This is a genomic window from Nonomuraea sp. NPDC049624, from assembly GCF_040675255.1.
GTDB lineage: Bacteria > Actinomycetota > Actinomycetes > Streptosporangiales > Streptosporangiaceae > Nonomuraea.
The window spans coordinates 680,244-703,267 of record NZ_JBFAOR010000001.1 but is presented as its reverse complement, the minus strand read 5'-3'; the positions used below and the strand labels follow the sequence as shown (position 1 = coordinate 703,267).

21 protein-coding genes, 1 tRNA gene and 1 pseudogene are annotated in these 23,024 nt (G+C 71.9%); 9 read left to right on the top strand and 14 right to left on the bottom strand.

What is annotated here, in order from left to right; translation table 11 throughout:
• The first annotated feature begins 111 nt into the window (after positions 1-111).
• Positions 112-2,250 (top strand): AAA family ATPase, encoded by a 2,139-nt coding sequence (locus AB0J76_RS03760; RefSeq protein WP_352318232.1) that lies wholly within the window; start codon positions 112-114, stop codon positions 2,248-2,250.
• A 1-nt stretch (position 2,251) separates the two neighbouring features.
• Here AB0J76_RS03760 and AB0J76_RS03755 read toward each other — a convergent pair.
• Positions 2,252-2,338: transfer RNA gene (locus AB0J76_RS03755), tRNA-Ser, on the bottom strand.
• Between the two features lie 36 nt (positions 2,339-2,374).
• Between AB0J76_RS03755 and AB0J76_RS03750 the strand changes: the two genes are divergently transcribed.
• A complete protein-coding gene (locus tag AB0J76_RS03750; RefSeq protein WP_352318230.1) occupies positions 2,375-2,710 on the top strand; it encodes an STAS domain-containing protein in 336 nt (111 codons plus the stop codon).
• 13 nt (positions 2,711-2,723) lie between these two features.
• Here the strand turns inward: AB0J76_RS03750 and AB0J76_RS03745 are convergent, their stop codons facing one another.
• The 6 genes from AB0J76_RS03745 to AB0J76_RS03720 are packed head-to-tail and all read right to left on the bottom strand — an operon-like array spanning position 2,724 to position 7,289.
• Positions 2,724-3,569, bottom strand: coding sequence for an NUDIX domain-containing protein (locus AB0J76_RS03745; protein ID WP_352318228.1), 846 nt, complete (start codon positions 3,567-3,569; stop codon positions 2,724-2,726).
• Positions 3,570-3,580: 11 nt separating this feature from the next.
• Positions 3,581-4,312, bottom strand: coding sequence for a M15 family metallopeptidase (locus AB0J76_RS03740; RefSeq protein ID WP_352318226.1), 732 nt, complete (start codon positions 4,310-4,312; stop codon positions 3,581-3,583).
• Positions 4,313-4,341: 29 nt separating this feature from the next.
• Positions 4,342-4,827 (bottom strand): universal stress protein, encoded by a 486-nt coding sequence (locus tag AB0J76_RS03735; protein WP_352318224.1) that lies wholly within the window; start codon positions 4,825-4,827, stop codon positions 4,342-4,344.
• A gap of 13 nt (positions 4,828-4,840) precedes the next feature.
• Positions 4,841-5,077 (bottom strand): hypothetical protein, encoded by a 237-nt coding sequence (locus AB0J76_RS03730; RefSeq protein ID WP_352318223.1) that lies wholly within the window; start codon positions 5,075-5,077, stop codon positions 4,841-4,843.
• The gene (locus AB0J76_RS03725) at positions 5,074-5,493 is read right to left on the bottom strand and encodes a hypothetical protein (protein ID WP_352318221.1); all 420 of its coding nucleotides are present in this window, start codon (positions 5,491-5,493) and stop codon (positions 5,074-5,076) included. Before AB0J76_RS03725 ends, AB0J76_RS03730 begins: the two co-directional genes overlap by 4 nt.
• On the bottom strand, positions 5,490-7,289 hold the full coding sequence (locus AB0J76_RS03720) for an MDR family MFS transporter (protein ID WP_352318220.1): 1,800 nt from the start codon (positions 7,287-7,289) through the stop codon (positions 5,490-5,492). Before AB0J76_RS03720 ends, AB0J76_RS03725 begins: the two co-directional genes overlap by 4 nt.
• 99 nt (positions 7,290-7,388) lie before the next feature.
• Between AB0J76_RS03720 and AB0J76_RS03715 the strand changes: the two genes are divergently transcribed.
• From AB0J76_RS03715 to AB0J76_RS03705, 3 genes are all read left to right on the top strand, one after another.
• The gene (locus AB0J76_RS03715; protein ID WP_352318218.1) at positions 7,389-7,949 is read left to right on the top strand and encodes a TetR family transcriptional regulator; all 561 of its coding nucleotides are present in this window, start codon (positions 7,389-7,391) and stop codon (positions 7,947-7,949) included.
• A gap of 144 nt (positions 7,950-8,093) precedes the next feature.
• Positions 8,094-9,452, top strand: coding sequence for a glycoside hydrolase family 6 protein (locus AB0J76_RS03710; protein ID WP_352318216.1), 1,359 nt, complete (start codon positions 8,094-8,096; stop codon positions 9,450-9,452).
• 104 nt (positions 9,453-9,556) lie between these two features.
• Positions 9,557-10,552, top strand: a complete 996-nt coding sequence (locus AB0J76_RS03705) for an LLM class flavin-dependent oxidoreductase (protein WP_352318215.1) — start codon at positions 9,557-9,559, stop codon at positions 10,550-10,552.
• On the opposite strand, the gene AB0J76_RS03700 is transcribed toward AB0J76_RS03705, so the two are convergent.
• The 3 genes from AB0J76_RS03700 to AB0J76_RS03690 all read right to left on the bottom strand — a co-directional run bounded on the left by AB0J76_RS03700 (position 10,549) and on the right by AB0J76_RS03690 (position 12,343).
• Positions 10,549-11,007 (bottom strand): hypothetical protein, encoded by a 459-nt coding sequence (locus AB0J76_RS03700; protein WP_352318213.1) that lies wholly within the window; start codon positions 11,005-11,007, stop codon positions 10,549-10,551. The genes AB0J76_RS03705 and AB0J76_RS03700 overlap by 4 nt on opposite strands.
• Complete coding sequence (locus AB0J76_RS03695; RefSeq protein ID WP_352318300.1) at positions 10,991-11,698, bottom strand: PAS domain S-box protein; 708 nt, start codon at positions 11,696-11,698, stop codon at positions 10,991-10,993. Before AB0J76_RS03695 ends, AB0J76_RS03700 begins: the two co-directional genes overlap by 17 nt.
• 225 nt (positions 11,699-11,923) lie before the next feature.
• A complete protein-coding gene (locus AB0J76_RS03690) occupies positions 11,924-12,343 on the bottom strand; it encodes a hypothetical protein (protein ID WP_352318212.1) in 420 nt (139 codons plus the stop codon).
• A gap of 74 nt (positions 12,344-12,417) precedes the next feature.
• Here AB0J76_RS03690 and AB0J76_RS03685 point away from each other — a divergent pair, with 74 nt between their 5' ends.
• Positions 12,418-13,443 (top strand): ATP-binding cassette domain-containing protein, encoded by a 1,026-nt coding sequence (locus AB0J76_RS03685; RefSeq protein WP_352318210.1) that lies wholly within the window; start codon positions 12,418-12,420, stop codon positions 13,441-13,443.
• Positions 13,440-14,276 carry an ABC transporter permease gene (locus AB0J76_RS03680; RefSeq protein WP_352318208.1) on the top strand — a complete coding sequence of 279 codons (837 nt, stop codon included), beginning with the start codon at positions 13,440-13,442 and terminating at the stop codon, positions 14,274-14,276. Before AB0J76_RS03685 ends, AB0J76_RS03680 begins: the two co-directional genes overlap by 4 nt.
• A 1,680-nt stretch (positions 14,277-15,956) precedes the next feature.
• Here AB0J76_RS03680 and AB0J76_RS03675 read toward each other — a convergent pair.
• Positions 15,957-17,150: pseudogene (locus AB0J76_RS03675) on the bottom strand (BTAD domain-containing putative transcriptional regulator); the annotation flags it as partial.
• A 422-nt stretch (positions 17,151-17,572) separates the two neighbouring features.
• Here AB0J76_RS03675 and AB0J76_RS03670 point away from each other — a divergent pair.
• A complete protein-coding gene (locus AB0J76_RS03670) occupies positions 17,573-19,171 on the top strand; it encodes an FAD-dependent monooxygenase (protein ID WP_352318206.1) in 1,599 nt (532 codons plus the stop codon).
• 81 nt (positions 19,172-19,252) lie between these two features.
• Here the strand turns inward: AB0J76_RS03670 and AB0J76_RS03665 are convergent, their stop codons facing one another.
• The 3 genes from AB0J76_RS03665 to AB0J76_RS03655 all read right to left on the bottom strand — a co-directional run bounded on the left by AB0J76_RS03665 (position 19,253) and on the right by AB0J76_RS03655 (position 21,796).
• Positions 19,253-20,281, bottom strand: a complete 1,029-nt coding sequence (locus AB0J76_RS03665) for a CU044_5270 family protein (protein WP_352318204.1) — start codon at positions 20,279-20,281, stop codon at positions 19,253-19,255.
• Positions 20,278-20,850 (bottom strand): RNA polymerase sigma factor, encoded by a 573-nt coding sequence (locus AB0J76_RS03660; RefSeq protein WP_352318202.1) that lies wholly within the window; start codon positions 20,848-20,850, stop codon positions 20,278-20,280. The genes AB0J76_RS03665 and AB0J76_RS03660 overlap by 4 nt, the downstream gene beginning before the upstream one ends.
• A gap of 235 nt (positions 20,851-21,085) precedes the next feature.
• The gene (locus tag AB0J76_RS03655; protein ID WP_352318200.1) at positions 21,086-21,796 is read right to left on the bottom strand and encodes a hypothetical protein; all 711 of its coding nucleotides are present in this window, start codon (positions 21,794-21,796) and stop codon (positions 21,086-21,088) included.
• A gap of 70 nt (positions 21,797-21,866) precedes the next feature.
• Between AB0J76_RS03655 and AB0J76_RS03650 the strand changes: the two genes are divergently transcribed.
• A complete protein-coding gene (locus tag AB0J76_RS03650) occupies positions 21,867-22,700 on the top strand; it encodes a TetR/AcrR family transcriptional regulator (RefSeq protein WP_352318198.1) in 834 nt (277 codons plus the stop codon).
• Positions 22,701-23,024: the final 324 nt, after the last annotated feature.

Here is a 23,024-nt window from a genome sequence, read left to right as displayed (position 1 = left end):
ATCCACGGTAGCCGGGCAAAGAAGTTGTGGGTTGCCGGGCTGCGCGGGAACGCGTGGCGTTAACCTGCAAAGTATTTGCTGCCCCTTTAGACCCACCCGAGGGGGAACACGGTGGCAAGACACGATCGAGAAGAATCTCTCGAGGAACAGCTGGCCTGGCTGGACGCGATCAAGGAGACGGAGGAGACGCCCGTCTCCGTCGGAGCCTCGTCCGCGTCGGCGGACGAGCCGGTCGCTTCGCCGTACCCCAAGGACCCGTGGCTGCTCGTGCCCACGCCGCACGACACGCCGACGCCGCCGCTGTTCCGCGCCGCCGTCGACTCCGTTTACGGCCACGCGGCGGCCGAGGATCTGCCCGAGGCCGAGAGCGAGGCCGGGGAGTGGCTGGACCGGGCCGCCACGCAGGAGAGCGGCAGGGGGCAGGAGAGCGGCGGTGCGCAGGAGAGCGAGCCGGCCGCGCCGCCGGTGAGCCTCGGCCGGTCGGAGGATCCCTTCCTGGCGCCGCTCAGGCCGTTGCCGCGTCCTGACGACACCGACAGCTACTCCTTGACGTTCACGCCGCCCGAGCGGGCGGGAAGCGGGGAGAAGAGCGCCGAGAAGAGCAGCGGGAAGAGCACTGAGCAGGGCCCGGAGCCGAGCCGGGAGCAGGACCGGGAGCAGGACCGGGAGCAGGGCGAGGAGCCGGTCCGGGAGCAGGGGCGGCGGCAGGGCGAGGAGCCGGCGGGCGAGAGCGAGGAGCCGGGCTGGCCGTCGCTCGGCGACTGGTCGCGGCCCGCCGAGCAGTCGAACGAGACGCAGCCGATGATCACCGAGCTCCCCGAGGCGTTCGACGTGCCGTCCCGCACCGAGTCTCCCAGGGCCTTCGACGTGCCGGCCCGTACCGAGTCGGCCAGGGCGTTCGAAGTGCCCGCCCGTACCGAGCCCCCCGGGACGCTTGACGAGCCTGCCCCGGTCGAGCCGCCGCGCGGGTTCGAGGAGCCCGGCCGCGCAGAGGACCCCGTACGCAGGGAGTCCGTACGCGCGGAGCCCGTACGGACGGAGGCGGTCGAGGAGGCGCCGGCCGACGAGCGGCCCCGGTGGGACGAGCGGCCGCAGTGGTCCGACGCCTCCTTCCGCGAGGGCCGCCCGCAGCGGCCCGACCTCGCGCACGGCGACCCCGCACCCCAGGAGACCGCGCGGGACGAGCGCCCGCAGTGGAGCGACCGCCAGGAATGGCGGCCGGCTGAGCGGGAGATCCCGCCGCCGCACGAGCGCCGGCGGCGTCCGGCGCCCATCCCGGTGTTCACCGCGCCGCAGCGCCCGCCGCTCACCGGCAGGCCGACCGCCGACAGCCTCGACCCGGAGTCGCTGCTGCGCGGCAGGCGCAACGCGCCCTCGAAGGGCTGGCGGCGTCTGGTGTACAAGGCGTCCGGCGGCTGGATCAAGCCGGGCGAGGCGCCGGAGGTGCGCCGCCGCCGCGAGCTGGTGACCAGGGCGCGCACCCCCGTGACCACCGGCCACCACCGGGTGGCGGTGCTGAGCCTGAAGGGCGGCGTGGGCAAGACCACGACCACGGTCGGGCTCGGCGCGACGCTCGCGCAGATGCGCGGCGACCGCGTCATCGCCGTGGACGCCAACCCCGACCGGGGCACGCTGTCCGACAAGCTGGTGCTGGAGACCTCGGCCACCGTGCGCGACCTGCTCAACGAGCGCGACCAGGTCAAGCGGTACGTCGACATCAGGGCGTTCACCTCGCAGGCGCCCTCGCGGCTGGAGGTGCTGGCCTCCGACCGCGACCCGTCGGTGTCGGAGGCGTTCAGCGGCGCCGACTACCAGGCCGTCTCCCAGGTGCTGGAGAACTTCTACTCCATCTGCATCACCGACTGCGGCACCGGCCTGCTGCACTCCGCCATGGGCGGCGTGCTCGGGCTCGCCGACCAGATCGTGCTGGTCAGCAGCCCTTCCGTGGACGGCGCCAGGGCCGCCTCGGCCACCCTCGACTGGCTGGAGGCCCACCACTACGCCGACCTGGTGAAGAACGCGACCGTGGTGCTGTGCAGCGTCCGGCCGCGGTCGAAGTCGGCGGTGGACATCAGAAAGCTGGAGGCCCATTTCGCGGCCAGGTGCCGCGCGGTGATCAGGGTGCCGTACGACCCGCACCTGGAGGAGGGCGCGGAGATCGACCTCGACCGGCTCCAGGAGGCGACCAGGGAGGCCTACCTGCAGCTCGCCGCCAGCGTGGGCGACGGGTTCGCGGGTGTGCGCGAGTGAGCGGAGGGTGTGGGATTCGAACCCACGAGGCCATCGCTGACCTGGCCGCTTTCAAGGCGGCTGCACTCGTCCACTATGCGAACCCTCCTGTGCGGACACCACGATAGCGGCTGTGGTGGCAGGGGTGTACGTTCAGGAGGTGGCGGATCTGGGCGTCGAGGTTGAGCGCGGTCTTGGCGACACGACGGTGCGCCTTGCCGGAGACCTCGACAAGATCACGGCGCCCCTGCTGAAGCGGCGGCTGGCCGAGCTGTCCGCCGAAGGGCTCGTCGCCCTCACGATCGACGCCCGCCACCTCGACTTCTGCGACTCCAGCGGCCTGTGGACGCTGGTGGAGCACCAGCGCGCGGTCGCCGGGCGCGGCGGCTCGTTACGCCTGTTGGGCGTGCACGGCGTGCTGCGACGGGTGCTCGAGGTGACCGGGCTGACGGCCGTCTTCGACGAGGTGGTTCCTGTTTGAGGGCGCCGCCCGTTCAGCGGCTCAGTTGTGACAGGAGCCAGCGGGGGCCCTCGGTCTCGGCGCCCAGTTCGGCGACCCGTTCCCGGAGCCCGCGGTCGGCCGTGACGACGAGCACCCGCTCCCACGGCTTGGCCTGGGCCACGACGGCGACGATCGCGTCGTCGCCGCTGCCCGTGGCCGCGACGACCTGCAGCCCGGGGATCTCGGGGGTGCTCCTGGCCGCGCCCTCCACGACCGCGACCACCCGCGGGAACCACTGCGACAACACCGGGTGGAACAGCCTGAGCTCCGCCACGTCGGTGAGCAGCCGGGTGGCCGCGCCCAGCCGGTCGTTCCACCAGCCGCGCTCGGCCCGCGCGCCGATGATGTTGGCGACGTCGAGCACGATCGTCTCGGGACGGATGGCGGCCTGGACGCGGTCCCAGGTCGCGGCGAAGCCGGGATGCAGCTTGCGGCCGGCCACCTCGGGCAGCGGCAGCCAGCGCAGGTCGGTGCTCTCGCTGTTGGCGGGCCTGGCCGGCACCAGCTCGGCGGACTCGGCGATCACCGTCTCGAAGGTCCAGCCGCCGTGGTCGTCGAGGTAGACGCCCTGGACGCGGAACCCGTCGCCGCCGAGGGCGGCTTCCTCGTGGGCCTCGCGCAGCGCGCTGGTGACGGCGTCCTCGTGGCTGTCGCGGGCGCCGCCGAGCAGCCCCCAGGTGCCGCCGTGGTGGCTCCACAGGGAGCGCTCCTGCATGAGCACGTGGGGCACGCCGAGCGGGTCATGGTGGACGAGCAGCAGGCCCGACGCTCCGTGGATGCCCCAATGTCTGTGTCCGAGCCCGCATTCGGCCCAGCCGTCGCCGTCCTTAGCCGCCATGAGGGATTGTCTCAGCCTCCGCCCTTACTGAAATGTTGCAGGTCCTTGGCGCCCGCCCAGTAGCCGCCCCACTCCCAGCCGACGTCGGCGAAGGCCCTTACGACCTTGTCTCCAGGGTTTACCACACCTTTACCCTTCATTGGGCGCTTGGTGTACCTCTTGGCATTTTGGTGCGCTGTGCCACCGCTTGCGGTGACATATGGGTTCTCGCGCGGATTGATGTCAATCGCTTGGCCGTACGCGTGGTTCGACCAATTGCTGGACCCGGTGGCGCGACGGCAGTTGAATGCCGAGGTGTTGTCGGCCTCGATGGAGGCGAAGTCGTCGCCTTTGTAGACGTCGACGAGCTTCATCTGCCGGATCGGCCAGCGCCAGTCGTACAGCTTGCGGAAGACGGTCTCGATGTCGTCGGTGACCGTCTTGCGGACGACCAGCTCGCCGGTGTGCGGCTTGTCGTCGAAACCCCAGAACGACATGGTGACCAGCCGCAGGTCCTGGTAGGACACCGGGCAACCCGGCCGCCACGAGTACGGCAGCCGCTCGCGCGACACCTTCGTGACCTTCGAGGTGAACGGCGGCGGAGCCGTCGGGCTCGGCTCGCTCGTGGGCGAGGTCGTGGGCGACGCCGTCCCGGCCGCGGGCGCGGAGGGCGTGGGCGTGGCGCCGGAGGAGGCGACGGGCTCCTGCCCTGCGCACGAAACGGACGTGAGCACCACGAACGCGATGGCGGCGGTACGTTTCATCTGGCCACCATATGCGACGTCGTGCCAGGTCAGGGGACTATCAGCACGGTACGGCGAGCCCGTTTCGCCAGGCCGACGGCCACCGAGCCGCCCAGGGCGTGCCAGGAGGAGCGCGACCTGCCGACCACGATGGCGTCGGCCCGGTAGGAGCCGGCCAGCGCCTCCAGCTCGCGGGCGGTGTCCCCGCGGACGCTGACGAACTGCCAGGGCACGCCCGCGCCCCTCAGCTCGTCCCGGAGGTCGTCGGTGAGGTCGGCCGCGCTGTCGGGGATGACCGGGGAGCCGGCGAAGAACCACAACGTGGTGCTGTTGATCGGCTCCACGAAGGCGACGAGCAGCGCGGCGGCGTCCCGCCGGGCCAGCCCGGCCGCGTACGCGAGTGCGTTGCGGCTGGGGTCCGACCCGTCGAAGCCGACGACCAGCAGCCCGGCGCCGTCCTTGCCGATCTCGAACTGCCCCGCCGGGAGCCGGCCTTCCAGTGGCTCCCGGCCGGGGTCTGTGTTACCGCCGAACACGGCACGACTCGCGTCAGACGTCCGCGTGCTTGCCGCGGCGGGCCAGCTCGCGCAGTGAGTCGGCGGCGTAGATCACCAGGGCGGCGAACGAGACCGCGGCGAGCCCGCCGCCGACCCACAGGTCGTTGACGGTCGCGTCCGTGTACCCGGCGCCCCGGGGCTGATAGCCGACCGCGAACGGCGCGGCGACCAGCCACAGCCCGGTCAGGAACAGCAGCACGAGGGCGGAAATGCCCAGCTTGGCCTTCATCGGGACTCCTCCAGACCCACCAGGGTGGTCCTGCCGTTCTGACGGTGCTCACCGCCGCGGCTCGGGTTGTGCATGTCCTCGCGCAGCGCCTCCACCAGCGGGGCGAGCAGGCTCGCCAGCTCGGCCGAGGACGCCTGCGGGGCGGCGGGCACGGGCTCGGGCTCCGGCTCCACGCGCTGCTTGACGGTCACCAGCCCGCGGATCACGAGCTCTTCGTAGATGGCCAGGACGAAGCCGACGACGCCCACGAGACCGAAGACGGTCACGCCCAGGCCCGAGAAGAACTCGGTCGTGGTGGGGTCGGTCCAGTCGGCGTTCTCGGGCTGCGTGCCGAGGGCGAAGGGGGCGATCATCAGCCACAGGCCGGCCATGACCGCCAGGGCCGCCGCTACGGCGCCCACGAACTTGCGAATCATTGTGAGACTCCTCCGGATACGAGGTCTTGCTGCGCCGGCGTGGCCTGCGCGATGAGGGCGCGCGAGGTGGGCCGAAGCACGTTCTGTGCGACTGCCCAGGCGCGTTCGCGCTCGGGGCGGCCGTCGGGCGGCGCCATCCTGGCGACCGCGGAGAGCAGCGCGGACGGCTGGCCGTTCGACCGCTCGACGCGCTGGGCGATGAGCTCCAGGAGCAGGCCGGCCAGGACGAGGTCGTCCTTGCCGAGTGGCTTGGGGCCGGCCGGCATCGTGGTGCCGCGCAGCGGCAGCTCCTTCAGGAACAGCGCCGCGACGAACCCGAGCAGGGCGATCGGCACGCCGACCATGAACACCGTCTCCAGGGCCCGGGTGAAGGACTCCAGGATGATGCCCTTGATCGGCTCGGGCAGGTGCTGGATGGCGGCCGGGCTGCCCAGCTTCTGCCCGGTGCTGGGCAGGTGGAGACGGGCCTGGGCCACGAGGTCGGCGAACTCGCTCGCCTGCCGGTTGGTCAGGATCGCGCCGAAGCCCGCGACGCCCATCGCGCCGCCGAGCGAGCGGAAGAACGAGACGCCGGCCGTGGTCGAGGCCATGTCACGCAGCTCGGAGCCGTTCTGGGCGGCCAGGATGAGCATCTGCATGGACAGGCCGAGGCCGATGCCGAGGACGCCCACGTCGAAGCCGATGAGCCATTCGCTGGAGTCGACGTGCAGCCGGGAGAGCAGGAACAGGCCGACGGCCACGATCACCAGACCGGCGACCGGGAAGATCTTCCACTTGCCGGTGTTCGTGACGATCTTGCCGGAGATCACGCCCGCCAGGAACAGCGCCACCACCATGGGCAGCGTCATCAGGCCCGAGTTCGTCGGGCTCAGGCCCTTGACGATCTGCAGGTACTGCGGCAGGTAGATCATCGCGCCGAACATGGCCATGCCGACGAACAGCGAGGCCGCGCTGGTGAGCACGAACGTGCGGTTCCTGAACAGCCGCGGGGGCAGGATCGGGTTGCGGGCCGTACGCTCGGCCAGCACCGCCAGCGCCAGCATGAGCAGGGCGAACGCGGCCAGGAAGTAGGTCCAGAACGAGTTCCACTCGAACTCGTTGCCGCCCAGCGTCAGCAGCAGCATCAGCGAGGCCGCACTGGCCGTGATGGTGGTCGCGCCCCAGATGTCGATCGAGGTGTTCCGCCTGACCTTGGGCAGCCGCAGCACCTTCTGCACCACCGCGAACGCGACGATGGCGAACGGCACCACGACGTAGAAGCACCAGCGCCAGCCGAGCCAGTCGGTGTCCACGATGAACCCGCCGAGCAGCGGCCCGGCGACGGTGGAGATCCCGAAGACGGCCCCCATGTAACCGGAGTACCGGCCGCGCTCGCGCGGCGAGACGATGTCTCCCAGGATCACCTGCGCAAGTGCCGACAAACCACCCACGCCCAGGCCCTGCACGGCACGCGCCGCGATGAGCTGTCCCATGTTCTGGGACAGACCGGCCACCAGTGAAGCCGCCACGAACAGACCGAGAGCGGTCTGGAAGAGCAGTTTCCGTCCGAACAGGTCGGACAGCTTGCCCCACAACGGTGTCGAGACCGTCATCGTCAGCATGGTGGCGCTGGCCACCCATGAGTACTGGTCCTGACCGCCGAGTTCCCCCACGATCGTCGGCAACGCGGTGCCCACCACGGAAGTGGAGATCATCGACGTCAGCATGGCGAGCATGAGCCCGGACATGACTTCGAGGATCTCGCGGTGGGTGTACTGCCTTCGGGCGGGGGGCGCGGCCTGTGCCTGGGCTACCAAGACACCACATCCCCTTCGTACGCACTTATCCAATGTTGAGTATACGCACGTTTACTAGCCGCGCGGCAAGTGACTTTATTCCTGAGTAGAGTTCGGGACATGGACGCCCCGACGACGGACGCCCGGCCCCGCGGCCGCGAGGCCACCCGGCAGCGCATCCTTGACGCGGCCCGCGTGCTGTTCGGCGAGCACGGATACGAGCAGGTCACCGTCCGCATGATCGCCGCGGCAGCGGAGGCCAACATCGCCCTGGTCGGCCGCTATTTCGGCTCCAAGGCCGGGCTCTTCGGCGCGGTGCTCGAAGGCGAGCCCACGTTCGTCGCCCTGCTGACCGGCGACCACGCGAGCCTGCCGCGACGCCTGGCCGAATACGCGGCCGAGCGCATGCACCACGACCCCGAGAGCCCGGTGCTGCGCACCCTTGAACGTTCGGCCGGTCATCCGGAGATCCAGGACGTCGTGCGCGAGCGCCTGCGCACGTCCATCCTCGATCCGCTGGCCGCGCAGCTCGACGGGCCCGACGTCCAGGCGCGGGCCAGGATGGCGACGGCGGTCTTCCTGGGCATCGGCGCGATGCGCCGCCGGCTGGGGCCTGAGCAGCCCACGGCGGCCGACGTCGACCGGTTGACCGCGGTGTTCGAGGCGTGCCTGGCGGAGTGAAACTTTCATTGCCCTGACCGGTCGTGGCCTGGGGAAAGCCGGTGCGCACCGGTCGGACGTCTTTCTGTGGCCGGGCGGGCTCCCTACGATCCGGAGAGAGCCGTGGGAGCGCTCCCACTCCCACTCTACGGACGGAGTAACCTCATGTCTCGCAGAAGGCCCGTGCTCGCGGCGCTCCTCGCCGCCACCGCCGTGGCCGCGGCGGGGGCGGTCGTCCTCGCCTCGTCCACCGCCCAGGCCGCCGACTCCGCTTTCTACGTCGATCCCCAGACGAACGCCGCCAAATGGGTCGCCGCCAACCCGGGCGACAGCCGCACGCCGGTGATCAGGGACCGGATCGCCGCCGTGCCTCAGGGCCGGTGGTTCGCCAGCTACAACCCCGCGACCGTGCGCAGCCAGGTGGACTCCTACGTGGGGGCCGCCGCTGCGGCGGGCAAGATCCCGATCGTCGTCGTGTACGACATGCCCAACCGCGACTGCGGCGGTGCGAGCGCGGGCGGCGCGCCCGACCACTCGTCCTACCGGGCGTGGATCGACCAGATCGCGGCCGGTCTGGGCGGGCGGGCGGCGACCGTCGTCCTCGAACCGGACGCGCTCGCCATCATGACGAACTGCATGAACGCCGCGCAGCAGGCCGAGGTGAAGGCGTCCATGGCGTACGCGGGCAAGAAGTTCAAGGCGACGTCGTCGCAGGTCAAGGTGTACTTCGACATCGGTCACGACGCCTGGTTGCCGGCGTCGGAGGCCGCGTCCAGGCTCAACGGCGCCGACGTCGGGGGCAGCGCCGACGGCATCGCGCTCAACACCTCCAACTACCGCGCGACGCCGGGACTGGTGTCGTACGCCAAGAGCGTCATCGCGGCGACCGGCGTGTCCAGGTTGAAGGCGGTCATCGACACCAGCCGCAACGGCAACGGCCCGGCGGGCAGCGAGTGGTGCGACCCCGCCGGCCGGGCCACGGGCCTGTGGAGCACCACGAACACGGGTGACGCCGCGATCGACGCCTACCTGTGGGTCAAGCCGCCGGGCGAGGCCGACGGCTGCATCGCGGGGGCCGGGCAGTTCGTGCCGCAGCGGGCGTACGACCTGGCCATGGCCGCGCCCTCACCCACGGCGAGCCCGACCGTGACCCCGACCGTGACCCCCACAGTGACCCCCACAGTGACCCCGACGGTCACCCCCACAGTGACCCCGACCAGCGGCCCGGCCGGCTGCTCGGCCGCCTACAAGGTGACCAGCCAGTGGCAGGGCGGCTTCCAGGGCGAGGTCACCGTGAAGAACACCGGCACGGCGCCGACCGCCGGCTGGAAGGTCCAATGGACGTTCCCCGGCGGCCAGACGATCAGCCAGCTCTGGAACGGCACCCTGTCCGGCAACGCCACCGTGACGAACCTGAGCTGGAACGGCGCCCTGGCCGCCGGCGCGACCACCACGTTCGGCTTCCTCGCCAACGGCGACGCCGCGACCAGCACCCCGCCCGCCCTCACCTGCACCGCGTCCTGACGCCTCCCGGGCGCCCCCGCGCGGGGGCGCCCGGGAAATAAGCGGAGAGCCATTACGGTTGCACTGCCCGATGGCCACCGTCCAGGCGAAAGGGCTCGTTCCCCATGACTGTTCCACTCTCCATCCTTGATCTGGCGCACATCGGCGACGGAGAGACGGCGAGCGAGAGTCTGGCCGCCAGCGTGGGCCTGGCCCAGCGGGCCGAAGAACTGGGATACCACCGCATCTGGTACGCCGAGCACCACAACATGCCGAGCATCGCCTCCTCGGCCACCAGCGTGCTCATCGCCCACGTAGCCGCTCACACCAGGACGATCCGCCTCGGAGCGGGCGGCATCATGCTGCCCAACCACTCCCCGCTGACCATCGCCGAACAGTTCGGCACCCTGGAGACCCTCCACCCCGGCCGCATCGACCTCGGCCTCGGCCGCGCCCCCGGCAGCGACCAGCCGACCATGCGCGCCCTGAGGCGCACCCCCGGCGCCGCCGACACCTTCCCCCAGGACGTCCTCGAACTGCAGGGATTCCTCACCGGCGAGTCGCGCATCCCCGGTGTGGACGCCACGCCTGGCAAGGGCACCAACGTGCCGCTGTACATCCTCGGCTCGTCGTTGTTCGGCGCCCAGCTCGCCGCCGCGCTCGGGCTGCCGTACGCGTTCGCCTCGCACTTCGCGCCCGACGCGCTGGAGGAGGCCGTGGCGCTCTACCGGCGGGAGTTCAAGCCGTCCGAGCAGCTCGCCGAGCCGTACGTGATCGCCGGGGTGAACGTGATCGCCGCCGACACCCGCGAGGAGGCGCAGGAGCAGCTGCTGACGGCCAAGCGGTACCGGGTGAGCCGGTTCCTCGGACGCGGGCGCACGTTCACGCCGGAGGAGGCCGACATGGTGCTCGAATCGCCGGCCGGGCAGCAGATCCTGCGGATGATGCAGTACTCGGCCGTCGGCACGCCCGCCGAGGTGGAGGACTATCTCACCCGCTTCGCCGCGCACGCGCAGGCCGACGAGCTGATCGTCGTCTCCTCGGCGCCCGACAGGAAGGCGTGGCTGCGCTCGGTCGAGCTGCTGGCCGCCGCCCACGGCCTGGCCCGCGACGCCTCCTAGTCGGCCGAGCGCTGCGGCAGGAGCAGGTGCGGCCCGGTCAGGTCGGACGGCGGCGCCGGTGACAAGCCCGCGTCCACCAGCTGGGAGCGCAACGCGAGAACCGTGCGTTCCAGCGCCCGGATCTGGGCCTGCAACCGGCGGATCTGGTCGCGCATCACCACCGAGCTGCTCTGCTCGTTGACCAGCTCGGCGCCGAGCTGGCTGGCCTGGCCCTGCATCCGGGTCATCTGCTTCTCCATCTGCGCCAGGGCGTCCTCGTTGATCGTCTTGGCGCGGATGAAGGCTTCGGCGTCGACCTTCGAGCGTTCGACCTCGGCCTGGTGCTCGACCTGGAGCAACGCGCTCTGCTGGGACTTCTTGCTGGCGTCCGTCGCCGACCGGAAGGCGAGGTAGGCCACGCCGAGCGGCACGATGCCGACGCCGAGCTGGACCAGGACGTCACTCAGAGCGGACATGGCGGCCCCCCAATGGACGGATCACCCCTGTGTAGGTGACGCCTTCGTCGCTGTGCCAGGCGTTGACCGTCAGCGCGATCGGGAACTCGCCGCCGTCGCGGTGGAGGCCGACCAGCGGGATGATCCGGCCGGCCAGGTCGGAGTGGCCGTCGCAGAGCACCCGGGCCAGCCCGTCGGTGTGCCGGTCGCGGAAGCGCGGCGGCATCAGGATCGTCAGCGACCTGCCGACCGCCTCGTCGGTGTCCCAGCCGAACAGCGCCTCGGCCTGCGGGTTCCACGACTGGATCGTGCCCGAGGCGTCGGCCACGATGACGGCCGTCGAGGACGCCGCGCGGCCGCCCGGCAGGCGGCCCAGCACGACCGCCTCGGGCCAGGTGGCGATCAGCGCGATCCAGCCGCCGAAGGCCAGCCAGACCGCCCCGCCGACCCAGCCGCGCGGGTTGTCGCCGGTGAAGGTCGAGATCAGATAGATCAGCCCGTACGTGAGGAGCAGCGCGGTCGCGGCGGCGAAGGCCACCCGGTCGGACCGCATGAACGCCTGCGCCAGGCACAGCATGCCGAGCGCGCACCAGACCGCCGCCCAGGCGGGCAGCGGCGCGATGACGGCCAGCGACGCGTAGCCGGGCGTGCCGCGCTGGTTGCCCGGCACGAACGCCAGCGAGGCGGCGATGGCCAGGCTCAGCAGGCCCACGAACGCCAAGGAGGCGCCCCGCCTCCCGACGCGGCGGAGGACGCGGGTGAGGGTACGGCGAAGCGGGGGCGTACCGACAACGTGTCCATTACTCACAGTCGTCAGATTAATGCATTTAGTTATCGTCCGATGAGATTACCGTGCTGGTATGCCCGGCGTGGCGACCGTCCGGGAAACATCGTGACCGGCCGCATGCCCTTCCCGGACCCGCTTCGGCTCCGAGCGCTAGTTCGTTCCGCATGTGGTCAGGAGGCGGGCGAGGGTTTGGGCGGGGAGCTCGCCGTCGGTGTGCAGGACGGTTGTGGCCAGGGTGCGGTTGCCCGGGGCGCGGACCCACTCCGCGAGGAAGTCGTGGCCGTCGGCGCTGATCCAGTCGGTGTTCTTCGCGGCGAGGCTGCGCGCCCGCAGGACTTCGACGGAGCGGCCCTCGTCGGCGCAGGGCAGCACCAGCACCACGTGCTCGACCGCGGCGAGGGCGGCCCGGACGCGCACGAACAGCTCCGGCCGCGTGTAGTGGCTGTAGCCGGCGCCGATCGCGTCGAGGTCGACGAAGCTCCGGCCCGTCGCCGCGGCCATGCCCGCGCCCAAGGTGCTCTTGCCCGCTGCGGCGGGGCCGATGAGGATCATCCATGGCGCTGCACGCATCCGTACATTCTCCTCGGTAACCGGTGAAACCTTGTCGAGGGCGCCATGAAACCGGCGTCCCCGACACTGGAGGCATGAGCATCACAGAACTCGGGCACGCCGGGGTCGGCCCGCCCCCCAGAGCGGCCGCCGAGGCGGCCGTACACGCCGAAGGGCTGGTGAAGACGTTCGGCGCACACCGGGCCGTGGACGGGATCGACCTCGACGTACGCACCGGCGAGATCTTCGGCGTCCTCGGCCCCAACGGCGCGGGCAAGACCACCACCCTCCGGATGCTGGCCACCCTCCTGAAGATCGACGCAGGCCGGGCCGAGATCTTCGGGGTGGACGTGGCCGCCAACCCGCACGTGATCCGCCAGCTCGTCGGCGTCACGGGCCAGTACGCCTCGGTCGACGAGAACCTGACCGCCCGCGAGAACCTCTGGCTGTTCAGCCGCCTCCAGGGCATCGCCAAGCCGCGCGCCCGGCGCATCGCCACCGAGCTGCTGGGCCAGTTCGGCCTGGAGGACGCGGCCGACAAGCCGATCTCGCAGTTCTCCGGCGGCATGCGCAGGCGTCTGGACCTGGCGGTGAGCCTGATCACCAGACCCCCGCTGATCTTCCTGGACGAGCCCACCACCGGCCTCGACCCCCGCACCCGCGGCCAGATGTGGGACGCCATCCGCGACCTGGTCTCCGACGGCTGCACCGTGCTGCTGACCACCCAGTACCTGGACGAGGCCGACCAGCTCGCCGACCGCATCGCCGTCATCGACCACGGCCGCAAGGTCGCCGAGGGCACGCCCGACCAGCTGAAGAGCGCGGTCGGCAACTCGACCCTGCAGTTGCTGCTCGCCGACCCGGGCGAGGTGCCCGCCGCCGTGGAGGTCGTGCGGCGCGTGCTCGGCTCCGACCCGGTGCTCAGCCCGGAGCAGGGCCGCCTCAACGTCGCGCTCGACCAGGCGGACCTGGCCGCCGAGGTGCTGATCGCCCTGCGCACCGCCGGGGTGTCGATCGCGTCGGTGAGCGTGGCCAAGCCCAGCCTGGACGAGGTGTTCCTCGTCCTGACCGGCCACGGCACGGACGACGACGCCGCGACCGGCACGGAGGAGAACCGATGAGCACCATGATCGCCCCCACCCGCGAGACGGTACGCGCCGCCGACCGCGTGGAGGCCGCCCGGCGGCGCGTGACCCTGGCGGAGACCGTCGGCCAGACCCTGTCGATGGCCTGGCGGGCGTTGAAGAAGATGCGCCGCAACCCGGAGCAGTTCTTCGACGTGGCGCTGCAACCCCTGCTGTTCACCGCGATGTTCGCCTACATCTTCGGCGGCGCCATCGCCGGCGACGTGCAGAACTACCTCCCGCTGATGATCCCCGGCATCCTCGCCCAGACGGTGCTGACGACGTGCATGGCGACGGGCACGCAGCTGCGGGAGGACATGGAGAAGGGCGTCTTCGACCGGTTCAAGTCGTTGCCGATCGCCCGGATCGCCCCGCTGGCCGGCCCGATGGTGGCCGACCTGCTGCGTTACACGATCGCGGCCACGCTGACCTTCGGCATGGGCGTGCTGATGGGCTACCGGCCGGGCGGCGGCGTGGGCGGCGTGCTGGCCGCCATCCTGCTCGCGATCTTCACGGGCTGGTCGCTGGCGTGGATCTTCACCTGGGTCGGCACGATCGCCCGCAGCGCCCAGGCCGTGCAGGGCATCTCGATGATGATCCTGTTCCCGCTGACGTTCCTGTCCAACGCGTTCGTCCCCGTGGAGACGCTGCCGGGGTGGCTGGCCGCGTTCGTCCGGGTCAATCCGGTCTCACACCTGGTCACGGCCACCCGGGACCTCGCCAACAACGCCCTCGTCAGCGGCGAGGTGGCCTGGACCCTGCTGGCGTGCGCGGTCGTCATGGCGATCTTCGCGCCCCTGTCGGTGCGCAGCTACAAGCGGCACATGTGAGCGCCGCCGGTCACGGTTGAAGACCTGCTCGACGTGCCGCCGGGCCTCGTCGAGCAGGTCAGGCCCGCGCCGGTCGCCGTACCCGGCCCGGACGGCCGCGAGCAGGCCCGGCGCGGCCCGTTCCGCGTGCGGCTCGATCCGCTCGAAGTGCATGCTCGGCATCGTGCTGTTGTAGGCGAACCGTTCGGCCAGCACCAGCAGCCTGATCGCGTCGCGCGCCTCCATGGCCTGCCGCAGCAGCCCCCACGTCCCGAGCGCGAACAACATCGAGCCGCACACCGGGAAGTCGAGGACCGGGTTCGTCACGATCAGCAGGTCGTAGCCCTGCGCGGCGGCGAACAGCTCCGCGCCGTACCGGGCCTCCCGCGGCCCCGCGTGGTGCGCGTACGCCGTCAGCGCGATCGACTCCGCGACGACCGACCAGGACGTGGCCCCCTCGAACGGCACCCCCGGCGGACGCAGGTCGCGCGCCCGCTCGACCGCCCTGCGGTAGTGCAGCAGCGCCGCGGCCGTCTCCCCGCGGGCGAGGGCGATCTCGGCCGCGCACAGAGAGTCGATCGCCGCGCCGCCGAGCACGGTGTCGCCCTCGCTGATCCCGTTGATGCCGGCCAGCTCGGCCTCGGCGGCGTCGAGATCGCCGTCGGCCAGCGCCGAGATCAGCAGGACCGAGCGGAGCTGGGCCTCGTCGTCGGCGGCGCCGAGTCGGCGCACCACCGGCAGCGCGGTCCGCGCGTGGCCGACCGCCCGCCCGCGGTCGCCGAGCTGCATGAACAGCTGGGCCAGCACGGCATGCGCGACCGCGCCGATCCACGGGCCCTCACTGTCGCGGAGCAGCGACAGGGCCTGCTCGGCGGCCTCGATCGCCTGGTGCACCTCCCCGACGTTCTCCAGGACGTGGATGCTCGCCTGCGCCGCGGCCAGCGCCACGTCGCGGTCGGGGCTCCGGCGCAGCTCCAGGAGCTTGCGGTGGGCGTCGTCCCGGTCCCAGGCGAGCGCCACCGTGGTCATGGCCCCCAGGCGGGGGTCGATCTCGCCGGTCTCCGGCAGCTCCTGCAGGAGCAGGCGCAGGGGATCGTGGGCGCGGTCGGTCACGGCGATGGTGTTCATCAGCGTGATCAGCAGGGCGGCCCTGGTCACCTCGACGAGCGGCGGTGGCGGCACCCAGCCCTTGAGCGCCTGGCCGATCGCCTCCCGGTGGACGAAGATCCGGGTGTGGTCGCCGCGGATCGACCACAGTGAGCCCACGCCGGCCAGCAACTGGACCGTCGCGGCCGGGTCGGGCTCCCTGAGCGCCTGCCGGAGCAGGTCGGCGAGGTTGCCCTCCTCGGCGCGCAGCGCGTCGACCGACTCGTACTGCCCCGGGCCGAACAGCGTGTAGGCGTGTGCGAGGGCGTACGCCGTCGCCCACTCCCGCTGCGCCGCGCGGGCCGCCGCCTCCTCGCCGGCCTCCTTCAGCCGCAGCCGCCCGAACTCCCTGACGGTCTCCAGCATCCGGTAGCGCAGGCCGTACGCCGTCTCGCGGACGCCGAGGATGGACTGCTCGGTGAGCGCGTCCACGACGGCCAGGGCGTCCGGGCCGAGCACGTGTTCGGCGGCGGTCAGCGTGAACCCGTCGCCGAACAGCGACAACCAGCGCCAGGCCCGCCGTTCGGGCTCGTCCAGCAGGTTCCACGACCAGTCGATCACCGCGAGCAGCGTCTGGTGGCGGTCGGGGGCCGTCCGGTTGCCGCCGCGCAGCAGGGCGAACCGGTCCGCCAGCCGCCGCGCGATCTCCTCGACCGACATCACCCGCACCTTGGCCGCGGCCAGCTCGATCGCCAGCGGCAGCCCGTCGAGGCGGGCGACGACCTCCCCGACCGCCTCCCCGCCGATCCGCACCCCCGGGCGGGCGGCCGTGGCACGCTGCCGGAACAGCTCCGCAGCGTCCTCGGCGAGCAGCTCGCCGAGCAGGTAGACACGTTCGGCGGGGATCGACAGCGGGGCCCGCGAGGTGGTCAGCACCCGCAGGTCGCGGGTCGTCACGGTGAGGAACGCCACCAGGTCGGCGACGGCCTCGATCACGTGCTCGCAGTTGTCCAGGATGAGCAGCGCCGGAGCCTGGTCGAGATGCTGGGCGATGCGGGCGCGCACGTCGGCGCGCTGCCCGGCGGTCAGGATCCGGCGCCCGCTGACCGAGTCGCGGACCCCGAGCGCCGAGCCCACCTCGCCCACCACGCCCTCCGGCGAGGAGACGCCGACCAGCTCGATGAAGTGCACGACGGGCTGCGCGGCGTTCCGGCCCGCCACGTGGGCCAGCCGCGTCTTGCCCAGGCCGCCGGGGCCCACGACGGAGACCACCCGGTTGGTCTGCAACAGGGCGTGCACGGCGCGGATGTCGTCCTCGCGGCCGAGCAGCGAGGAGCCGTCGAACTGGAGGCCGGCGCGCACCGGCCGGTCGGCGGCGAGGAGTTCGGCGTACACGCGGGCCAGCTCCGGGCCGGGTTCGGTGCCGAGCCGGGCGATCAGGCCCGAGCGGTGGCGTTCGTAGCGCTCCAGTGCGGCGGCGGCGCCGCGGACGGCGGCCTCGCTGCGCAGCAGGCAGGCCAGCAGCTCCTCGTCCTGCGGCCGTTCGGCCGCGGCCTCCTCCAGCAGCGGCAGCGCGGCCTCGTGCGCGCCGCCGCGGCCGGCCGCGATCGCCGCCACCCGCCGCGCCTCGGCCGCCTGGCGCGCGGCGAGGGCGCGCAGGTCGGCCAGCGCGCCCATGGCGCCGTCGGGGCCGCCCGCCACGACCAGGTCCAGGGCCTCCTCGGCACGCCGGCGCGCCAGCGCCGCGTCGTCCTGGCCCAGCGCGGCCCGCGCCTGCTCCACCAGCGTCCCGAGCAGCAGGACGTCCACCTGGCCGGCGGGCAGCCCGAGCCGGTAACCACGCGGGACGCGCACCACGACGTCGGGGCCGGTCGCGGCCCTGGTCCGGGAGACGACCACCTGCAGCGCCTTGGTCGGGTTGGCCGGCGCGCCGTCGGGCCACAACTCCTCGACCAGCCGCTCGTCGCCGACGCCAGCGCGCCCGTGCAGGGCGAGCACGGCCAGCAGGGTGTGCGCGCGGTCGCCCACGACGCGCGCGCCGTGCCAGCGGACGCCGTCGAGGAGGACCAGTGCGGGAGACACATCCTCAGCTTACGGACGATTCACCGGCCCGCGCCGCTTCCCGCGCCCGCGCCGCTTCCCGCGCCCGCGCCGCTTCCCGCGCCGGCGCCGCTTCCCGGGCCCGCGCCGCCGCAACGACCCGGCCGGGCAGGCCCTGCTTACGATGAGACGTGGATCGGCTGCGGAGCGTCCCCATGGCGGGCGGCGAGGTGGAGGTGCTGATCGTCGGCGGCGGGCCGGTCGGGCTCACCGCACGGGCGCTGCTGGAACGCTGGGGCGTGCGGGTTCTGCTGGTCGAACGGCACCGCGAGCCGTCGCCCTTCCCTCGGGCCCGGCTGGTCAACGTGCGTTCGATGGAGATCTTCCGCGGGCTCGGGCTCGCCGCCGAAATCTCCGCCCGCGCGTTCGCCCCCGAGTACGGCCGCATCCGCTTCCGCGACACCCTGCGCGGCCGCGACTTCGCCACGGCGGCGATGACCGGCATCGACGCGCCGGTGCCCGAGAGCCCCGTGACCGGCGTGGTCACCTCGCAGGACCGGCTGGAACCCGTCCTGCTCGCCGGGGCGAGGTCGCCGGCCTGTTTCGGCGTCGAGCTCGCCGGCCTGACCGAGGAGGCGGACGGCGTCGTGGCCGCCCTGATCGGCGCCTCTCCGGATGGCGAGCGCACCCGGCTCCGCGCCCGTCACGTCCTGGCCGCCGACGGCGCCAACTCCACCGTCCGGCGCCTGCTGGGCATCGGCGTCACCGGCCCCGGGGGCATGGGCGGCTTCACCACCGTCGTGTTCGACGCCGACCTGCGCCGCTGGTGCGCCGACCAGCCCGCCGGGGTCTACTTCACCGCGCACGGCCTGTTCGCGCCGCTGTATCCCGAAGGGGGCTGGGCCTGGTTCGTCCCCACCCCGGCCGACGGCCCGCGCGCCGACTGGCCCGCCCTCCTCGACCGCGCCCTCGGCGGCGGCGTGCCGGCCGACGTCGTACGGATCCAGCACTGGGAGACGGACGCGTTCGTCGCCGAGCGTTTCCGTCACGGCCGGATCCTGCTGGCCGGCGACGCCGCGCACGCGATGCCCATCGTCGGCGGGCTGGGCATGAACACCGGTATCGCCGACGTGCACAACCTGTGCTGGAAACTGGCGGGCGTCCTGCGGGGGTGGGCCGGTCCCGGCCTGCTGGAGACGTACGAGGAGGAGCGGCGGCCCGTCGCCTGCCGGACACTGCATCAGGCGGTGGCCGACACCGAGCTCATGCTCGACGTGCAGAACCGGCGCCGCGCCCAGCTCCAGCCCGACCGGGCCGCGCCGGAGCACGTCGAGCTGCCCTGGTCGGAGCGGTACTTCGCGCAGCTCGGCCTGGTGCTCGGCGTCACGTACCGCTCCGGGGCCGTGCTCGCGGGCGAAGGACCCGCGCCGGAGCCGCTGGGCGCGGACTACGTGCCCAGCGCGGAACCGGGTCGCCGGATGCCGCACCTCTGGCTCGCCCGCGACCGCTCGACCCTGGACACGTTCGGCGAGTGGTTCACCGTGCTCACCCCGGACCCCGCAGCCTGGGCACGGCAGGCGACGCCATGGCCGGTGCGCGTCGAGTCCCTTCCCGCGGAACACGCGGCGTTCTGCGGGATCACCGCGCGGGGAGCGCTGCTCGTCCGTCCCGACGGGCACGTCGCCGCCCGCTGGCCCGGCCCGCTCCCGGCCGCCTCCACCCTCCTCGACGCCCTCGCCACGTTGACCGGCAAGGACGCAGGGACCGTCCGTCGCGCGTCGCCCGCGTGACGAGCGGCGCCGGGCCGTGCCGTCATCCGAGCACCGCGCCCACCGGTGCGGGAAGCCACACCCCCGCCGCCCTCCTCGGGGCTAGTTGCCGGTGCACCACTGTCCGCTCTTGAACCTCTCCTCGACCTCGACCTCGGGCGCGGAGTCCGCGACCGAGATGTCGAGTTGCGCCGTGGCGGCCACCAGGGTGCCGGTCGGCGGCTTGGCCGCCTTGGCGTCGACCACCACCTGACGGTCGCCGAGCAGCGCGTAGGTGTCCCTGTCGAAGATCAGCTCCCAGCGCAGCCCGTCCGGGCTCGTGAAGCCCACGCCGATGCCCTCGCGGCCCGCGGCGTCCTGCACCCCCTCGTCGAGGGTGATGCCGGGGAACGTGCTCAGGGCCTGGTACAACGCGCTGCGCTGCGCGGCCGGCAGGTACGTCTGCCACAGCAGCTCACGTGCGGCGAGGAAGGCGAGGAACGGCGTCAGCTTCTCCGCCTTGGGCTTCCACCTGGCGCTGAGGTGGGCGCGCATGCCGTCCGGGTCGGTCGGCAGGTTCTTGATCGTCGGGTAGTCGCTCTTGGAGTCCTTGCAGTAGACGATGGGCTGGAGCTTGGTTCCCATGTCCTTGTAGGCGGACTTCGGGATCGGTTCGCCGGCATAGGCCAGGGGCTCGATGGGCATCTGCTTGCGCACGCCGTCGGCGTACTGCCCTGGCCGCCGCTCGCCCGCTCGCAGCCAGATGGTGTCCTTGTAGCGCCGGTAGTAGTGGTCCTTGGACTCCTCGTAGGGCATCAGGGAGTAGTCCATCGTCTGCAGGGTCTTCACCACGATGTACTGGTCGTCGCGCGGCTCGATCTCGTCGACCGCGGCCCTCGCCGCGCGGTTGAGCACGTCGGCGGCCGACAGCAGCTTCATCTCGTGAGACGGGTTCGAGGCGGACGGGACCTGCACCGCGACCAGGCCGACGGCCAGCGCCAGCCCTCCGGTGAGGGCGAAGGTGTACGGCCTGCGCCAGGACCACCGGGGCCGGCCGGCCCTGAGCAGCCGATCCCTGGCCATGGCCTTGGTGCCGGGGTCGTAGGGCGCCACTTCCGGCCGTACCTCGTTGATCAGGTCGAACTCGTTCATCGGGGGTCCTCCAGGACGTTGCGAATCTTGGCCCGGATCCGGGACAGACGGGAACGGACGGTGCCCACCGGGATGTCGAACGCCTGAGCCGCCTGCTCGTAGGACAGTTCGGCCCAGGTGACCAGGAAGAGCAGCTCGCGTTCGGCCGAAGAGAGCCTCGCCAGCGCGTCGGCCAGGCGAGGACCGAGCCGCTGGGCGTCGATCCGGTCGATGCTGCGCTGCTCGAAGGGGTGGTCGTCGTCACCCGGCATCCTGGCCAGGGCTCGCAGCCTGCGCACCTCGGTACGGCGGTGCTTGGCGATCAGGTTGGCGGCGATGCCGTACAACCAGGGGGCGGCGTCCGGTCTGGACAGGTCGTAGCGGGACCGTTTTCGGAACGCCGCGAGGAACGTCTCCGCCGTCACGTCGTCGGCCGCGGAGGAGTTCTCCTGGCCGAGGCGTCTGGTGGCATATCGGTGGATCTCATCCGCGTACCTGTCGAAGAGGCCCGCGAACCGATCGGGGTCGGCCAGCGACTCCTCGATGAGGGCGGCGTCCGTGACGGCCGCCACCGGGGTGAGTCCTCTCATGGGGGGAAGTCCTTCCACAGGGCGCGTTCGCACCCTTCACCACTGACTCACCCGCACCGGCCCTTCGGTTCCATCGTTCCCTATGCGAGTTCGGCGCGTGCGAGTTCACCCGTGCGAGTTCGGCGGGATGCGACCCGCTTCCGCAGGATCCGGCCTGCTTCAGCGGGATGCGACCCGCTTCAGTGGGACGCGACCGCCGAACTCGCCACGCGTACGTGCCTGTGCGTCGCCGTCGTCAGACCAACCTCGGCGCCGGCATGACCCTCTTCCTCAGCGCCGCGACGCCGACGGCCGCCACCCAGATGGCGGCGATGCCGTTGAACATCGCGACCGCGCCCCAGCCGTTCGAGGCGTAGAACTCCGAGGAGTTGAAGCCGAAGAACATCGACGGCACCCCCGCCAGGTGCAGCGCGGCGATGCCGAACGACGACCAGCCGACCCACCGGGAGAGGGCGCCGGTGCGCAGCACCGCGTACCCGAAGGCGACACCGAAGACGACCAGCATCAGGTGGCTCATGGAGCCGTAGAGCAGGTAGGTGGGCACGGTACGGGTCGGGTCGATCTCCTCGACGGCCTTGATGGCGCTGCTGCCTTCGATCCCCTTGGCGACCATGTCGATGATCGTCCACGCCACGCCGGCGGTGCCGGCGACCGCCCCGAACCACTCGTAGCGGGCGTCAGCCCGCGTGATGAGTGACCGGACGCCGCTCATGAACACCAAGAACAGCGTCAGCGCGCAGAAGTTGAAGAGCGTACGGGTGAGGATCAGCCAGTCCGGCATGAGAGCGCCGGTCTCGACACCGCAGGCCGGAGGGTCACACGCCGGCACGACGAAGTAGAGGGGGAGCTCGGCCATCGCGAAGACGGCGCCGAGGATCCCGGCCACGCCGATCCAGCGGCGGGCCGTGGGCGGGAGCTGAATCTGTGTAAGTAATGAAGTGTTCATGGCATGCACAGTAGCAACAACTGTGTAAGCCGTCTACTATTTCCTGCAGATCTTCGAGAGGATGCCGGCCATGACCCCACGCAAGAGCTCCGGACGCGACCTCACGCGAGACCGCGAGCCCGCGCCGGATCCCGGCCCCGCCGACGACGCCGACCTCGATGCGCTGCCGCCGGGCCTGGCCGCGGCCTGGGGCGTCGTCGACACCGGTGGGCGGCGCGGCCCCAAGCCGGCGCACAGCGTCGAGAAGATCATCGCGGTCGCGACCGAACTGGCCGACGAGGAGGGCATCGCCGCCGCCTCCCTGCCGAAGGTGGCCGCCCGGATCGGCGTGACCGCCAACGCGCTGTATCGCTACGTCAGCTCCAAGGACGAGCTCATCGTGCTCCTGGCCGATCGCGCCTGGGGCGACCCGCCCGAGTTGCCCGACGACGATTGGCGAGAGGCGGCCGCGCTGTGGTCACGTCGGCTGTTCGAGCGTTTCCTCTCCCGTCCATGGCTGCTGGACGTCCCGACCACCGTCTCCCTGACCCCGCACAACGCGGCCTGGCTGGACGCCCTGATCACCGCGCTCGGGCCGACCGGCATGGAGGCGCAGCTGATGCTGAACTGCGCGTACCTCCTCGACAGCCACGCCCGGTACGGTGCCAACCTGCGACGCAACACCCCGACACCGGCCGCGTTGCGCCGCGCCAACCCCGACCAGCAACGCGCGGTCCGCGCGGTCCGCGTGTTCCTGGACGGCCAGCTCCGCTCCCGCAACCTGAACGCCGTCGCGGACGCGATCCAGGACCCCATGTTCCTCGCCGACGAACCTCCGCTCGACGGCTTCGAATTCGGCCTCGCCAGAATCCTCGACGGCATCGAGGCGTACGTCGCCGCGGCAGCAGGAACGCCGCAGCAGTAGGAACACCGCAACAGTGGGAACGCCGCACATTCCCGTCGGCGATTGCGCCTTTGCTGGCAGGGTCTCGGCCGGGCTGCACGCAGCTCCAGCCCGAACTCGCCACGGAACGCCCGCACATCCTCCGTGGCGAGGCCGACCCGCTCGCGCCGGACGAGGCGTCGTCGCGGGCCCGCGTCCAGGTGATCAAGGGCGCTTTTGCCGGAAACAGCACATAGCGCCGGGCCCCGTCATACCCCGAAGGGCGCGCCCACCACGACGGCCGACTGCGGCACCATCACGTACCAACAGCGTCAGGACTTCGGTCGGCATGAATCCACGAACAAA